12 protein-coding genes are annotated in these 14,912 nt (G+C 71.3%); 5 read left to right on the top strand and 7 right to left on the bottom strand.

What is annotated here, in order from left to right; translation table 11 throughout:
- Positions 1 to 126 precede the first annotated feature (126 nt).
- Positions 127 to 1,011: a prohibitin family protein gene (locus AB0G79_RS02910; RefSeq protein WP_360799076.1), complete on the top strand. Its 885-nt coding sequence runs from the start codon at positions 127 to 129 to the stop codon at positions 1,009 to 1,011.
- 96 nt (positions 1,012 to 1,107) lie between these two features.
- Here AB0G79_RS02910 and AB0G79_RS02915 read toward each other — a convergent pair whose 3' ends face one another.
- The gene (locus AB0G79_RS02915; RefSeq protein WP_015034542.1) at positions 1,108 to 1,782 is read right to left on the bottom strand and encodes a Crp/Fnr family transcriptional regulator; all 675 of its coding nucleotides are present in this window, start codon (positions 1,780 to 1,782) and stop codon (positions 1,108 to 1,110) included.
- Between the two features lie 326 nt (positions 1,783 to 2,108).
- Here AB0G79_RS02915 and nth point away from each other — a divergent pair, with 326 nt between their 5' ends.
- The 3 genes from nth to AB0G79_RS02930 all read left to right on the top strand — a co-directional run bounded on the left by nth (position 2,109) and on the right by AB0G79_RS02930 (position 5,050).
- Positions 2,109 to 3,002: an endonuclease III gene (nth, locus tag AB0G79_RS02920; RefSeq protein ID WP_360799079.1), complete on the top strand. Its 894-nt coding sequence runs from the start codon at positions 2,109 to 2,111 to the stop codon at positions 3,000 to 3,002.
- 95 nt (positions 3,003 to 3,097) lie between these two features.
- Positions 3,098 to 3,802 (top strand): CoA pyrophosphatase, encoded by a 705-nt coding sequence (locus AB0G79_RS02925; protein WP_360799081.1) that lies wholly within the window; start codon positions 3,098 to 3,100, stop codon positions 3,800 to 3,802.
- Positions 3,803 to 3,850: 48 nt separating this feature from the next.
- Positions 3,851 to 5,050, top strand: a complete 1,200-nt coding sequence (locus AB0G79_RS02930; protein WP_360799084.1) for a MarP family serine protease — start codon at positions 3,851 to 3,853, stop codon at positions 5,048 to 5,050.
- Between the two features lie 19 nt (positions 5,051 to 5,069).
- Here AB0G79_RS02930 and AB0G79_RS02935 read toward each other — a convergent pair whose 3' ends face one another.
- From AB0G79_RS02935 to AB0G79_RS02960, 6 genes are all read right to left on the bottom strand, one after another.
- Positions 5,070 to 5,279 carry a hypothetical protein gene (locus tag AB0G79_RS02935; RefSeq protein WP_360799087.1) on the bottom strand — a complete coding sequence of 70 codons (210 nt, stop codon included), beginning with the start codon at positions 5,277 to 5,279 and terminating at the stop codon, positions 5,070 to 5,072.
- Positions 5,280 to 5,400: 121 nt separating this feature from the next.
- The gene (locus tag AB0G79_RS02940) at positions 5,401 to 6,336 is read right to left on the bottom strand and encodes an alpha/beta hydrolase (RefSeq protein ID WP_360799089.1); all 936 of its coding nucleotides are present in this window, start codon (positions 6,334 to 6,336) and stop codon (positions 5,401 to 5,403) included.
- Complete coding sequence (locus AB0G79_RS02945) at positions 6,333 to 6,818, bottom strand: phage holin family protein (RefSeq protein ID WP_360799092.1); 486 nt, start codon at positions 6,816 to 6,818, stop codon at positions 6,333 to 6,335. The genes AB0G79_RS02940 and AB0G79_RS02945 overlap by 4 nt, the downstream gene beginning before the upstream one ends.
- A 35-nt stretch (positions 6,819 to 6,853) precedes the next feature.
- Positions 6,854 to 8,248, bottom strand: a complete 1,395-nt coding sequence (gene nhaA / locus AB0G79_RS02950; RefSeq protein WP_360799095.1) for a Na+/H+ antiporter NhaA — start codon at positions 8,246 to 8,248, stop codon at positions 6,854 to 6,856.
- 203 nt (positions 8,249 to 8,451) lie between these two features.
- Positions 8,452 to 10,407, bottom strand: coding sequence for an acetate--CoA ligase (gene acs / locus AB0G79_RS02955; protein ID WP_360799098.1), 1,956 nt, complete (start codon positions 10,405 to 10,407; stop codon positions 8,452 to 8,454).
- A gap of 359 nt (positions 10,408 to 10,766) precedes the next feature.
- Positions 10,767 to 13,142, bottom strand: coding sequence for a SulP family inorganic anion transporter (locus AB0G79_RS02960; protein ID WP_360799101.1), 2,376 nt, complete (start codon positions 13,140 to 13,142; stop codon positions 10,767 to 10,769).
- 305 nt (positions 13,143 to 13,447) lie between these two features.
- Here AB0G79_RS02960 and AB0G79_RS02965 point away from each other — a divergent pair, with 305 nt between their 5' ends.
- The gene (locus tag AB0G79_RS02965; protein ID WP_360799104.1) at positions 13,448 to 14,782 is read left to right on the top strand and encodes a hypothetical protein; all 1,335 of its coding nucleotides are present in this window, start codon (positions 13,448 to 13,450) and stop codon (positions 14,780 to 14,782) included.
- Positions 14,783 to 14,912: the final 130 nt, after the last annotated feature.

The raw sequence follows: 14,912 nt of genomic DNA on the forward strand, positions 1-14,912 counted from the left end.
GGGCGGGGCAGCCGTTCCGTCCCGCCCCGACGGGCTGTCAGAACGTCCACCCCGGGAACCTTCCGGCCTTCCCCCGTGTCTTACGCTCCGCCTACATCCGGCCGTAGCTCTCCATCGGGGGAATCCGTGTTCTTCATAGCCATCCTGTTGGTGATCGCCGCAGTGGTGCTCTTCTTCGTGGGCCGTGCCAACGACTCCAAAGGCCTGAGGTTCGGCGCCCTCGGCGCGGCTCTCGCAGGTCTGTTCTCGCTGGTCGCGAGCATGACGTACGTGATCAGCGCGTACGAGGTCGGCGTGCCGGTCGCCTTCGGCAAGGTGGGTTCGCCGATGACCTCCGGCATGCACGTGAAGTCGCCGTTCACCGACGTCACGACCTTCTCGACCCGCCCGGTCGACCTCAACCTCTCCGACAAGGACGTGGTCGAGGTCCGCTCCTCGCAGGGCGGTGTCATGTACGCCGAGGTGACGGTGAAGTGGGCCGTCGTCCCCTCGAAGTCCGTCGAGCTCTACAAGCTCGCGGGCAGCGAGGACGCCATCCAGCAGCGGCTCGTCTACCCCGACAGCCGGGAGATCGTCCGGAACGTCTTCGCCCGCTACTCCAGCGAGCAGGGGTACGCCTCCGACCGCGAGAAGATCAACGCCGAGATCGGCACCCTGATCAAGGAGCGCCTGGCCCCGCGCGGCATCGACGTCACCACGGTCAACCTGCGGAACGTGAAGCCTTCTGACGCCCTGCAGGGGCAGATCGACCGCAAGATCCAGCAGCAGCAGGCCACCGAGCGGGCCACCGAGGCCTCCCGTACGGCCAAGGCGGAGGCCGACCGGCGCCGGATCGAGGCGGAGGGCATCGCCCGCGCCAACAAGATCCTCAACGACTCGCTGACCGACAAGGTCCTCATGAACCAGTGCATCGACGCGTTCAAGGAGGCCGCCGCCAAGAACCCGGTCTACGCGGTCCCCTGCGGCACCTCCGGCTCCGCCCCGGTGATCGTGGACGGCACGAAGCGCTGACCCCCGAGGCGTAGGCGTACGCACACAGGAAAGGCCGCCCCGGTCGACGGACCGGGGCGGCCTTCCTCGTACGCCTGAACGGGTACCGAGGGGGTACTAGCGCGAGCGCTTCGCGAGACGCTCCACGTCGAGGAGGATCACCGCGCGGGCCTCCAGCCGCAGCCAGCCGCGCTGGGCGAAGTCGGCGAGCGCCTTGTTGACCGTCTCGCGGGAGGCGCCGACCAGCTGGGCCAGTTCCTCCTGGGTGAGGTCGTGGACGACGTGGATGCCCTCCTCCGACTGCACGCCGAAGCGGCGCGACAGGTCGAGGAGCGCGCGGGCGACACGGCCCGGCACGTCGGAGAAGACCAGGTCGGACATCTGGTCGTTGGTCTTGCGGAGGCGGCGGGCGACGGCGCGGAGCAGCGCGGTGGCCACCTCGGGGCGGGCGTTCAGCCAGGGCTGGAGGTCGCCGTGGCCGAGACCGAGCAGCTTGACCTCGGTCAGCGCGGTCGCGGTCGCGGTGCGCGGGCCCGGGTCGAAGAGGGACAGCTCGCCGATGAGCTCGCCGGGGCCGAGGACCGCCAGCATGTTCTCGCGGCCGTCGGGGGAGGTGCGGTGCAGCTTCACCTTGCCCTCGGTGACCACGTACAGGCGGTCACCGGGGTCGCCCTCGTGGAACAGCGCGTCGCCACGGGCGAGCGTCGCCTCACTCATCGAGGCGCGCAGCTCGGCGGCCTGCTCGTCATCGAGCGCCGCGAAGAGCGGGGCGCGCCGCAGAACGTCGTCCACGAGTTCTCTCCTACTGTCGACCTGCTCAAAGGACCTGAGTCCCATGATGCCGGACGCACAAAACAGTGCGATCAATCACAACAAGTTTGACGCACTTGGCTACCGGTGCGTACGGCAGGGGCCCGATTGGGGTCCCCTCGGCCATGCCTGAGGCGGATGTCAGCAGTGGCCCCTAGGCTGACCGGGTGTCCAACTCGCCGGTGAGAGCACAGGCCAAGGGGGTCGGAAGAGTGCCGGAAGAAGCTGATTCCGCTGTGGGCGAACACGGCGTGTCGAAACGGGCGAAAGCCGCGAATCGGAAGCCGAAGGCGGTTTCGAAGGTGTCGATGAAGGCCCCCGTGAAGGCTCCTGCGAAGGCTCCCGTGAAGGCCGGTTCGAAGGCTCCCGTGACGGCTCCCGCCAAGACGGCGTCGAAGCCGCCGAAGCCCACGAAGCCGGCGAGGTCGCCGAAGCCCGAGTCGCGGCTCGCGATGGTCCGGCGGGCGCGGAAGATCAACCGTGAGCTCGCCGAGGTCTACCCGTACGCCCATCCGGAGCTCGACTTCCGGAACCCCTTCGAGCTGCTCGTGGCGACCGTCCTCTCCGCGCAGACCACCGACCTGCGGGTGAACCAGACGACCCCGGCCCTCTTCGCGAAGTACCCGACCCCCGAGGACCTCGCCGCCGCCGTCCCCGAGGAGGTCGAGGAGCTCATCCGCCCGACCGGGTTCTTCCGGGCCAAGACCAAGTCGATCATGGGCCTCGCCGCCGCCCTCAGGGACGACTTCGGCGGAGAGGTCCCCGGCCGCCTCGACGACCTGGTCAAGCTGCCCGGCGTGGGCCGCAAGACCGCGTTCGTCGTCCTCGGGAACGCCTTCGGGGTCCCCGGCATCACCGTCGACACCCACTTCATGCGCCTGGCCAGGCGCTGGAAGTGGACCGAGCAGGAGGACCCGGTCAAGATCGAGGCCGAGATCGCGGAGATCTTCCCGAAGAGCGAGTGGACGATGCTCTCGCACCGGGTGATCTTCCACGGCCGCCGGATCTGCCACGCCCGCAAGCCCGCCTGCGGCGCCTGCCCGATCACCCACCTCTGCCCGTCGTACGGCGAGGGCGAGACGGACCCGGAGAAGGCGGGGAAGCTCCTCAAGTACGAGAAGGGCGGCTTCCCCGGCCAGCGTCTCAACCCGCCTCCGGGCTACCCGGGCCGCCCGGCCCCGCCGCTCGGGGCGAGCGACTGAGCCCTCCGGCCTCCTGGCCCTCCGGCAGCCGAGCCCTCGACCGGGTCCAGGGAACGAACCGGTCCACCGATCGCGTTGGGAAACACGGGGTGTCTATGACGCGCACTGACGAAGACCTTGACCACGGGAACGGCGGCGGTCTCCTCGACCGCTCCGGGCTGCCCGACTGGCTCGCGCCCGTCGACCGGGCCGCCCGCACGGTCGCGCCCGAGCAGCTGAGCCGCTTCCTGCCGCCCGCGAGCGGCGCGGGCCGCCAGTCCGCCGTCCTCGTCCTCTTCGGCGCGGGGGAGCGCGGTCCCGAGCTCCTCCTCATGGAGCGCGCCGGCAGCCTCCGTTCGCACGCGGGACAGCCCTCCTTCCCCGGTGGCGCCCTCGACCCCGAGGACGGCGACCCGGCGGACGGCGGGCTGCTGCGCGCCGCCCTGCGCGAGGCCGAGGAGGAGACCGGCCTCGACCCGGCCGGCGTCCAGATCTTCGGCGTCCTGCCCCGGCTCTACATCCCGGTCAGCGGCTTCGTCGTCACCCCCGTCCTCGGTTGGTGGCGCGCGCCGAGCCCGGTCGGGGTCGTCGACCCCGCCGAGACCGCCCGCGTCTTCACGGTTCCCGTGGCGGATCTCACGGACCCGGAGAACCGCGCGATGGCGGTCCATCCGAGCGGTCACGCGGGTCCCGCGTTCCTCGTCGCGTCCGCTCTGGTCTGGGGTTTCACGGCCGGCGTGATTGACAGACTTCTGCACTTCGCGGGCTGGGAGCGCCCGTGGGACCGGGCCAAGCAGGTCCCACTCGACTGGCGGTCATGACAGGCTGACCCTCCGGGCGACCGAAACGAATCTGCGAGGCTAACCACGGTGAACGTGCTGGACATCCTGCTGCTGCTCGCCGCCGTGTGGTTCGCCGTCATCGGATATCGCCAGGGATTCGTGGTCGGCATCCTGTCGGTGATCGGCTTCCTCGGCGGCGGTCTCGCGGCCGTGCTGCTGCTCCCGATCCTCTGGGACCAGCTGACCGACCACAGCGAGGTCTCGACCACGGCGACGATCATCTTCGTGATGATCGTCATCGTCGCCGCGTCCGTCGGACAGGCCTGCACCACGCACCTCGGCAACAAGCTCCGCCGGCACATCACACGCTCGCCCGCCCGGGCCCTCGACGCCACCGGCGGAGCCCTGGTGAACGTCGTCGCGATGCTGCTCGTCGCCTGGCTCATCGGCTCCGCCCTCGCCCGTACGTCCCTGCCCACGCTGGGCAAGGAGGTGCGGAGCTCCAAGGTGCTCCTCGGCGTGGAACAGGTGATGCCGGATCAGGCGTCACGCTGGTTCGGCGACTTCAGCTCCACCCTGGCCCGCAGCGGCTTCCCGCCGGTCTTCAGCCCCTTCGCCAACGAGCCGATCACGCAGGTCCTGCCGCCCGACCCGAAGCTCGCCGACAGCCCGGTCGCCGACCTCGCGCAGCGTTCCATCGTGAAGGTCGTCGGCACGGCGCAGAGCTGCGGCAAGGTCCTCGAAGGCACCGGCTTCGTCTTCTCGGACCGCCGGGTCATGACCAACGCCCACGTCGTCGGCGGGGTCGACGAGCCGACCGTCCAGATAGGCGGCGAGGGCAGGCTCTACGACGCCAAGGTCGTCCTCTACGACTGGCAGCGCGACATCGCCGTCCTGGACGTCCCGGCGCTGGAGGCCACCCCGCTCGCCTTCACCGAGGACGACGCCCACAGCGGCGACGGCGCCATCGTGGCCGGTTTCCCGGAGAACGGCTCGTACGACGTGCGCTCGGCGCGCGTGCGGGGCCGTATCAGCGCGAAGGGCCCCGACATCTACGGCCGCGACGAGGTGCGCAGGGACGTCTACTCGCTGTACGCGACGGTCCGCCAGGGCAACTCCGGCGGACCGCTCCTCACCGAGGACGGAAAGGTGTACGGCGTGATCTTCGCCCGCTCCCTCGACGACGCCAACACCGGTTACGCCCTGACGGTCGACGAGATCCGCTCCGACATCGAGCGCGGTCTGACCGCCGACCAGCAGGCCGACACCCAGGGCTGCGCCCTGTAGCGCGGTGGGAGGCGGGCACTCAGTCCCGGGGATGGCGGAGGCGGGCCGAGACCCAGCGGGCCCGGCGGCGCAGGATGCGCGAGATCCCCACCCCCTGCGCGGGGATGCCCACCTCCTGCACGGCGTGCGTCCGGCCCTGCTCCTGCGGGCCGCCCCTCTCGCGGGAGCCCGGCCCAGCGGCCGAGCGGCGGTTGCGTGCGGTCGTCTCGTAGTCGTGCGTCCAGCCCATACTCCGACGTCTGCCCGTGCCCCAAGGTCGGTAACCGCCCGGGGGCCCGCCAATTGGAGTATGCGCGGGGCACATGGCCGTTCGAGGGACGCCTGTACGCCCTCCGGGTGGTGACCGGCCGTCAGCGGTCGGGCTCGGGGTCCTTCAGCCAGTTGACGAGCTCGGTCGTGAAGGCCACCGGGTCCTCCTCGTGGGGGAAGTGCCCGAGGCCGTCGAAGAGCCGCCAGCGGTACGGAGCCTCCACGTACTCGCCCGATCCGGCCGCGCTGCGCGTCCGCATCACCGGGTCGAGGGAGCCGTGCAGATGCAGCGTGGGAACCCGTACGGGCCGCTTCATGCGGCGGTTGAACTGGATGCCGTCCGGGCGGGCCAGCGAACGCACCATCCAGCGGTACGGCTCGATCGAGCAGTGCGCGGTCGACGGGACGAGCATCGCCCGCCGGTACGCCTCGATCGCCTCCTCGTCGACGGGGCGCGGCCCCGACCAGTCCTGGATCAGCTCGCCGACGAGCGCCGCGTCGTCGGCGACGAGCTGACGCTCCGGCAGCCACGGCCGCTGGAAACCCCAGACGTGCGAGCCGGCCCGCGACTGGGCGAAGTCGGCGAGCATCGCCGAGCGCCAGCGGCGCGGGTGCGGCATCGAGGAGACGACCAGGCGACGGACCAGCTTGGGACGCATGACGGCCGCCGTCCAGGCGAGGTATCCGCCCAGGTCGTGCCCGACGAGCGCCGCGTCCGGCTCGCCGAGCGAGCGGATGACACCGGTGATGTCGAGGGCCAGGTTGGCGGGGTCGTAGCCCCGGGGCGTGCGGTCGCTGCCGCCGACCCCGCGAAGGTCCATCGCGACGGCGCGGAACCCGGCCTCCGCGAGGACGGGCAGCTGGTGGCGCCAGGTCCACCAGAACTGCGGGAAGCCGTGCAGGAGCAGCACCAGCGGGCCGTCGCCCATCTCGGCGATGTGGAAACGGGCGCCGTTGGCGGCCACGTCGCGGTGGGTCCACGGCCCGTCGAGCCGTACGGGCCCGCCGTTGCCGCTGCTGCTCTCGGGGAGGGTCATACGGACGAGCGTGCCACAGTGGCGGCCTTGTCCAGCGTCGTGGTCGGCTCGGGACGCGGGTGCGGCTTCACGGTGGAGAGCACGGCGGCCGTCTGCTTCGCGGACGCGATGGACTTCTCCGGCGGCTTCACCTTGCGGAACTTGGCGTACGCGACGAGGCCGAGGAGGACCGCGAGCAGCACGTTCGCCGCGAAGGAGAGCAGGAAGCACCAGGCCAGGTTCCAGCCGCCCTCGCCGTTGTGCCCGCCGGTCCAGCTGTTGATGCCGTAGGCCAGCGCGAAGCTCAGCATCGGCAGCGAGAACAACAGCACGACGGCTGCCGTGATGCCCGCCGCGCTGCCGATCGCCCCGCGCTTGACGTCCTGCCGGATCTCGGCCTTGGCCAGGGCGATCTCGTCGTGCACCAGCGCGGACATCTCGGCGGTCGCCGAGGCGACCAGCTGGCCGAGGCTGCGCTCGGTTCCGTCGAACGGGTCGCTCATCGCTGCTCCCTCTTCTCTTCTGCGGTCGAGTCAGATCATGCCGGACGGTCGGCCTCGTCGCGCGATGCCCCCGCCAGTTGGGCGCGCTCCCGGTGTTCGGCGGCCTTCCGTTCGTGGATCTCGGCCATCCGGAGGTGGTACTCGGGGGTGTGCTCCTCGTAGACGTCGGGGATGCCGTCCTGGTCGTCGTCGCGCTCCTCCTCGGCGATGAGCGCCCGGTAGCGGCGGACCCGCAGTTTGAGCAGGACGGAGGCGAGGAGGGCCGCGACGAGCGAGCCGATGAGGACGGCGGCCTTCACCTCGTCCATGAGCCGGGGATCGTCGGCGAAGGCGAGTTCGCCGATGAGGAGCGAGACGGTGAAGCCGATGCCGGCGAGGGTCGCGACGGCGAAGACGTCGGGCCAGCGCAGCTCGGGGTTGAGCTCGGCCCGGGTGAACCGGGCGGCGAGCCAGGTGCCGCCGAAGATGCCGACGGCCTTGCCGACGACGAGGCCGAGGACGACGCCGAGGGTGACCGGCTGGGTGAAGACGTCGCGGATCGCGCCGCCGGTGACGGTGACGCCGGCCGAGAAGAGGGCGAAGAAGGGGACGGCGAGGCCGGCCGAGACCGGTCGGACCAGGTGCTCGATGTGCTCGCCGGGGGAGTGCTCCTCGCCCTCGCGGGTGGTGCAGCGGAGCATCAGGCCCATGGCGACGCCGGCGATGGTGGCGTGGACGCCGCTGTTGTACATGAGGGCCCAGATGACGAGGGCCAGCGGCACGTACACGTACCAGCCGTGGACCTCCTTGCGGAGCAGGAACCAGAAGAGGACGAGGCCGGCGACGGCGCCGCCGAGGGCCGCGAAGTTCAGGTCGCTGGTGAAGAAGATCGCGATGATCAGGATCGCGAAGAGGTCGTCGACGACGGCGAGGGTGAGCAGGAAGGCCCGGAGTGCCGACGGCAGCGAGGTGCCGATGACGGCGAGGACGGCCAGCGCGAAGGCGATGTCGGTCGCGGTGGGGACGGCCCAGCCGTCCATGGAGCCGTTGCCGACCGTGTTGACCAGGACGTAGACGAGGGCGGGCGCGGCCATGCCGCAGAGGGCGGCGATGACGGGGAGGGCGGCGGCCTTGGGGTCGCGGAGCTCGCCCGCGACGAGCTCGCGCTTGAGCTCGATGCCGGCGACGAAGAAGAAGATCGCGAGGAGGCCGTCGGCGGCCCAGTGCTGGATGGAGAGGTCGAGTCCGAGGGAGCTCGGGCCTATGTGGTAGCCGCTGACGGAGTCGTAACTCGCCCCGAAGGTGTTCGCCCAGACGAGTGCGGCGACGGCGGCGACGAGGAGCAGGACACCGCCGACGGTCTCGGTGCGCAGGGCGTCGGCGACGTAGCGGTGCTCGGGGAGCGGGAGGCGTCCGAGCAGCTTGCGGTCGTTCGGGGATGGCGCGGACACGTGGGGAACCTCCGTCGGGTGGGCAGGGCGAAGCACATGCCGACCAGACTTCCCGGCGCACCTAGGTTTTCCTGTCGCGTCCTTGACGCGATCCTTACTTTACCTAACGAGCGACGGGTTGTGTCCGGCGAGATTCACTTTATGGAGGTATGACTGTTTCGTCCCGCCGACGCGGTCGGCGGGACGAAACAGGGGAGGGGCCGTCAGTCCTCGCTGGACGCGGCCGGGAGCTGCGTCTGGATGAGCGACATGACCGAGGAGTCGGTCAGCGTGGTGACGTCGCCCAGCTCGCGGTTCTCCGCCACGTCGCGCAGCAGGCGGCGCATGATCTTGCCCGAGCGGGTCTTCGGCAGCTCGGCCACCGGCAGGATCCGCTTCGGCTTGGCGATCGGGCCGAGGGTCGCGCCGACGTGGTTGCGGAGTTCGGCGACGAGGCTGTCGTCCTGGCTCGCCGTACCGCGCAGGATCACGAAGGCGACGATGGCCTGGCCGGTCGTCTCGTCGGCGGCGCCGACGACGGCCGCCTCGGCGACGGCCGGGTGCGAGACGAGCGCCGACTCGACCTCGGTGGTCGAGATGTTGTGGCCCGAGACGAGCATGACGTCGTCGACGCGGCCGAGCAGCCAGATGTCGCCGTCCTCGTCCTTCTTGGCACCGTCACCGGCGAAGTACTTGCCCTCGAAGCGGGACCAGTACGTGTCGATGTACCGCTGGTCGTCGCCCCAGATGGTGCGGAGCATCGACGGCCACGGCTCGGTGAGCACCAGGTAACCGCCGCCGCCGTTCGGGACCTCGTTGGCCTCGTCGTCGACGACGGTCGCGGAGACGCCCGGCAGGGCGCGCTGGGCGGAACCCGGCTTGGTCTCGGTGACGCCCGGCAGCGGCGAGAGCATCATCGCGCCGGTCTCGGTCTGCCACCAGGTGTCCACGATCGGGCACGTGTCGGCACCGATGTGCTTCCGGTACCAGATCCACGCCTCGGGGTTGATCGGCTCGCCGACCGAGCCCAGCACGCGGAGGCTGGTGAGGTCGAACTTCGCGGGGATGTCGTCGCCCCACTTCATGAACGTGCGGATCAGCGTCGGCGCCGTGTAGAGGATGGTGACGCCGTACTTCTGCACGATCTCGAAGACCCGGCCCTGGTGCGGGGTGTCGGGGGTGCCCTCGTACATGACCTGGGTCGCGCCGTTGGCCAGCGGGCCGTAGACGATGTACGAGTGGCCGGTGACCCAGCCGATGTCGGCGGTGCACCAGTAGACGTCGGTCTCCGGCTTGAGGTCGAAGACGGCGTGGTGCGTGTACGCGGCCTGGGTGAGGTAGCCGCCGGAGGTGTGCAGGATGCCCTTCGGCTTACCCGTCGTCCCCGAGGTGTAGAGGATGAAGAGCGGGTGCTCGGCCGGGAAGGCCTCCGGGGTGTGCTCGGCGGACTGGCGGGTGACGATGTCGTCCCACCACACGTCGCGGCCCTCGGTGAAGGCGGTCTCCTGGCCCGTACGGCGGACCACGAGGACGTGCTCGACCTGCGGGCACTTGGCGACGGCCTCGTCGATGGCCGGCTTCAGGGCGCTCGGCTTGCCGCGGCGGTAGCCGCCGTCGGCGGTGACGACCACCTTGGCGTCGGCGTCCTGGATGCGGGAGGCCACGGCGTCGGCCGAGAAGCCGCCGAAGACCACCGAGTGGGCGGCGCCGATGCGGGCGCAGGCCAGCATGGTGACGGCCGCCTCGGGGATCATCGGCAGGTAGACGGCGACGCGGTCGCCCGCGCGGACGCCCAGCTCGGTCAGGGCGTTGGCGGCCTTGGAGACCTCGTCCTTGAGCTCGGCGTAGGTGATCGCGCGGCTGTCGCCCGGCTCGCCCTCGAAGTGGATGGCGACCCGGTCGCCGTTGCCCGCCTCGACGTGCCGGTCGACGCAGTTGTACGCCACGTTCAGCTCGCCGTCCGCGAACCACTTGGCGAACGGCGGGTTCGACCAGTCGAGCGTCTCGGTCGGCTCGGTGGCCCAGCTCAGCCGCCTGGCCTGCTCGGCCCAGAAGCCCAGCCGGTCAGCCTTGGCCTGCTCGTACGCCTCCGCCGTCACATTGGCGTCCGCGGCCAGCTCGGCGGGCGGCGCGAATCGCCGCTCTTCCTTGAGCAGGTTGGCCAAGGATTCGTTGCTCACGACATCTCCCTTTCCCAGGGCGTCCTCTGTGCGTATGTGTCCCGCGTCATAGCTCACCAGTCGAAGGCCCGGGTGACAAGAGCAACCGGGCAATTGGTTTAGACCTGTGAGTCGTCCGACATGCGGTGGCCCCTCCTTCCCGGGAGGCGGGAGAAGGGGCCACACAGTCTCACGGGCGGGACGAGCCGAAGGTTCAGCACACGCGGTGCCGCGCGACCGGGTCAGGGGCACGCGGTGCCGTGCGGCTCAGGACGCGCGGGCTTTGCGACCGGGTCAGGGCACGCGGTGCCGTGCGACCGGGTCACGTGCACGCGGTGCCGTGCGACCGGGTCCCCTGCACGCCGTGCCGCGCCGCCGGCTCAGGACGCGCGGGCCGTCTCCCGGTGCTCTGAGGGCAGGACCTGCGTGAAGACGTCGTCGTAGCTGTGCACCTCGTCCGTGCCCGAGAGCAGGTACGCCTGCGCCTCGCCCACGTGGAAGTACATGCCGTGCAGGGTGAGACTGCCGTCGGCGAGACGGCGCGCCACCGACTCGTACGCCCGCAGGTGCTCCAGCTGCTGGACCACGTTGGTCAGACAGAGCTGCTCGACGGCGTCCGCCGGAAGCCGTCCCGAGATCCGGGCCCAGGCGTGTCTCCTGCTCGCCATCCGCTCCAGGCTGGGCCGACCGTGGCGCAGCCAGCGACGCAGTGGGGTCCGGGGCGCCGACGGGTCGTCGGGGCCGCTGCCCAGCAGGGCCTGCATCGCGCCGCAGCCGGAGTGGCCGCAGACCGTGATGGACTCGACCCGCAGGACGTCCACCGCGTACTCGATCGCGGCCGCGACCGAGTCGTCGCCGCTCTCCTCGCCGGGGAGGGGGACGAGGTTGCCGACGTTGCGCACGGTGAAGAGGTCGCCCGGGCCGCTCGACGTGATCATGCTGGTGACCAGGCGGGAGTCGGCGCAGGTCAGGAAGAGCTGCGAGGGGGTCTGGCCCTCCCGGGCGAGCCGGGCCAGCTCGTCCCTGACGAGCGGGGCCGTGTTCCGCTGGAACTTGCCGATGCCGGTGGCCAGTCGGAGCCCCGCGGCCTGCGCGGGCGCGTCGCTCTCGGGCCGCTGATCGGCGACCGGCTCCCCGCACTGGTGGTTGTGCCAGGGCGTCCAGGGGCGGCAGCAGGCGTGCGAGGCGGCGGCCGCGGCCGTGTCGGCCGAGGTGGCGGGCTCGGCGATGCGGACGCCGGAGGGATTGGTCGTCTCGACCGTGCCGCCGTGGGCGATGTGGCCGGTGGTCCAGTCGCTCAGCGTCTCGTAGGCCGCGTGGTCCATGAAGGAGCCGTCCAGCTCGACCACCACGTGCGAACCCTGCGGGAGTTGGTGCAGCGCCCTGCTGAGCCGGGGAACGGCGAGGAAGGTCAGTTGGCCGCGGACGCGCAGGAGTTGGTGCCCGTCGCGCTCCTCGCGGGTGATCCGGGTCCGGGCGAGCCGGTGCAGGGCGACCGCGATGGCCACGGCGATGCCGAGGGCGACCCCCTCCAGGATGCCGACCAGGGTGACGCCCGCCAGTGTCACCGCGTACACGACGACCTCGCGGTGGCGGGTGACGCTGCGGATGTGGGTGATGCTGACCATCTGGACGCCGACGACCATGACGAGTGCGGCGAGCGCGGGCAGCGGGATCAGGTCGAGGGCCGGCGTGAGCAGCAGGGCCGCGAGCACGATCCACAGGCCGTGCAGCATCGTGGACGTACGGCTCACGGCACCGGCCGAGACGTTGGCGACGCTGCGGACCGCGACACCGGCGACCGGGAGGCCGCCGAGCGCGCCGGAGACCACGTTCGCCGCGCCCTGACCGGCGAGTTCGCGGTCGAGGTCGGCACGCGGGACCCCGGCGCCGCGGTCCTCGCGGGCGGCGACGAGCTTGTCGACGGCGACGGCGGAGAGCAGCGACTGCACGCTCGTGACCAGCGTGATCGTGAGTACCCCGGCCGCGATCCCGAGCACCGGGCCCTCGGGCAGCCCCGGCAGGGCGTGGCTGCTCCAGGACGGCAGGTCGACGCGGGGCACGGCGAGCCCGGCGAACACCGCCACCGCCGTGGCCCCGACCACCGCGACGAGCGCGGCCGGCAGCTTCCGGGCGAGCTGTCCGGCTCGGCCGGGCAGTCTCGGCCAGCCGAGCAGGACGGCCACCGTGAGGGCGCTGATGGCGAGCGCGGCCGGCTGGGCGTGTGCCAACTGGGCCGGCAGGCCGAGGACGTTGGCCACGGCCGAGCTCTGCGGGGTGCCGCCGAGCACGATGTGGAGCTGGGCGAGGGCGATGGTGACGCCGATGCCGGCCAGCATCCCGTGCACGATCGCGGGGGAGACCGCGAGGGCGGAGCGGGCCACGCGCAGCACGGACAGGGCGAGTTGGGCGAGTCCGGCGAGGACGGTGATGGCGCAGGTGGTGCGCCAGCCGTAGCGCTGGATGAGCTCGGCGGTCACGACGGTGAGGCCGGCGGCGGGTCCGCTCACCTGGAGCGGGGCGCCGCCGAACCGGCCGGCGACGATGCCGCCGACGGCCGCGGCGACCAGGCCGGCCTGGAGCGGGGCTCCGGTGGCGAGCGCGATGCCGAGGGAGAGCGGCAGGGCGATCAGGAAGACGGCGACCGAGGCGGACAGGTCCGCGCCGGCGATGCGGAACCGGCGCCGGTCCGGCGGTCCGTGGGGCCGCTGGGATCGGGGCCGGGTGGTCGTGCGGGCAGGGGTGCAGAGGGTCATTCCCGTCTCCTCCGGGGCAGCGCGGTCGCGGCTCGTGCGGGGTGCAGCGGCGGGATCCGGCGGGATCCGCCACAGGGGGAAGGATCAACGCTCGGTAAATGGATCGTAATGGAGAGTAAAGTCTCCGGCATTATTTTCGGGGCAAACAGGGCAACGATTCACCGGTTCCGGTGACAGAACGTGTCCGTGCCGCTTGTCGTTGACGCCCGCGGCCCGACCGGGTGCGACGTTGGCGCCGCTTGGACGCCGCTTGTACGGAAATCCCGCTTGTACGGAAATCCGGGGATCACGAGGAGAGGTTCGGGATGTCAGCCGCCGGGAGAACGACCACCACTGTCCAGAGGAGGGCGCTCGCGGTCGGAGCCCTCGCCCTCGCCCTCGTCACCGGCCTCGCCGGCTGCTCGGGCTCCGACGGTGCCGAGGAGGGCACGAAGGGCGCGCCGGGCGACGCGGGCGGCAAGAAGGGCCCGGCCGCCGCGCCGCAGGTCGCGCCCCGGCTGATCGGCGACGGCTCCACCGCCTTCACGGGCGCGCAGCCGCACCAGCCGGTCTGGCAGCGGCTCAAGCCGGGGGAGACACCGCCGCAGTTCGTGGTCTTCTCGTGGGACGGCGCGGGCGAGGACAGCCAGAAGCTCTTCTCGCACTTCCGTTCCGTGGGGAAGAAGTACGACGCGAAGATGACGTACTTCCTCAGCGGCGTGTACCTGCTGCCCGAGGACAAGCGGAAGCTCTACGACCCGCCGCAGCACAGCGCGGGCCGGTCCGACATCGGCTTCAACGACGTCGAGGGCATCCGTGACACCGTCCGCGAACTCCGCGGCGCGTGGCTGGAGGGCAACGAGGTGGGCACCCACTTCAACGGCCACTTCTGCGGGGCGGACGGCGGCGTCGGGACCTGGTCCGTCGAGGAGTGGAAGAGCGAGATCTCCCAGGCGAAGTCCTTCGTCAAGAACTGGAAGTCCAACGCCGGCCTGCGCGCGGAACAGCCGCTGCCCTTCGACTACGACAAGGAACTCGTCGGCGCCCGCACCCCCTGCCTCGAAGGGCGGAAGAACTTCGTCCGGGCGGCGGCTGAGCTGGGCTTCCGCTACGACACGAGCGGCGTGAACGACCAGATCTGGCCCAAGAAGGACTCGGGTCTCTGGGACCTGTCGATGCAGCTCGTCCCCGTCCCGGGCCGCGCCTTCCAGACGCTCTCGATGGACTACAACTTCCTCGTCAACCAGTCCCCCGGTACGACGCAGGGCGACCCCTCGCAGCACCAGTACTGGGGCGACCAGATGCGGGACGGCCTGGTGCAGGCCTTCGAGCGCTCCTACCGGGGCAACCGTGCGCCGCTCATCATCGGCAACCACTTCGAGTCCTGGAACGGCGGCACGTACATGCGCGCCATCGAGGAGACCATCGCGACCGTCTGCGTGCAGAAGGACGTCGAGTGCGTCTCCTTCCGGCAGCTCGCCGACTGGCTCGACGCGCAGGACCCCGAGGTGATCGCCAAGATGCGCACCCTGAAGGTCGGCGAGGCCCCGCAGGGCGGATGGAGCACCTTCCTGGCCGCTCAGCCGCCCGCGGCTCAGCCGGGCGCCGCTCAGCCGGGCCGGCCGGCGGGTGCCCCGGCCGCTCCGGTCGCCAAGGGCTGACCGGGCCGCACGGCCGGGACCCTCTCACTCCCCCCCCCACGAGCCCGGGGCCGGCCGGCCAGCGGCGGGCGGGCCCGGGCGCTCCGTGGGCCGGCGGCGGGAGCCGAGCGGCGGCGCGGCCCGCCGGTGG

This window comes from Streptomyces sp. NPDC020807, from assembly GCF_040641575.1.
Classification (GTDB): domain Bacteria; phylum Actinomycetota; class Actinomycetes; order Streptomycetales; family Streptomycetaceae; genus Streptomyces.

Excerpts from the sequence above, each read along its gene's own strand:
- nth (WP_360799079.1), top strand. The coding sequence starts at position 2,109 with ATGAAGGCCCCCGTGAAGGCTCCTGCGAAGGCTCCCGTGAAGGCCGGT.
- AB0G79_RS02935 (WP_360799087.1), bottom strand. The coding sequence starts at position 5,279 with ATGGGCTGGACGCACGACTACGAGACGACCGCACGCAACCGCCGCTCG.
- AB0G79_RS02940 (WP_360799089.1), bottom strand. The coding sequence starts at position 6,336 with ATGACCCTCCCCGAGAGCAGCAGCGGCAACGGCGGGCCCGTACGGCTC.
- AB0G79_RS02965 (WP_360799104.1), top strand. The coding sequence starts at position 13,448 with ATGTCAGCCGCCGGGAGAACGACCACCACTGTCCAGAGGAGGGCGCTC.
- AB0G79_RS02960 (WP_360799101.1), bottom strand. The coding sequence starts at position 13,142 with ATGACCCTCTGCACCCCTGCCCGCACGACCACCCGGCCCCGATCCCAG.
- AB0G79_RS02945 (WP_360799092.1), bottom strand. The coding sequence starts at position 6,818 with ATGAGCGACCCGTTCGACGGAACCGAGCGCAGCCTCGGCCAGCTGGTC.
- AB0G79_RS02925 (WP_360799081.1), top strand. The coding sequence starts at position 3,098 with ATGACGCGCACTGACGAAGACCTTGACCACGGGAACGGCGGCGGTCTC.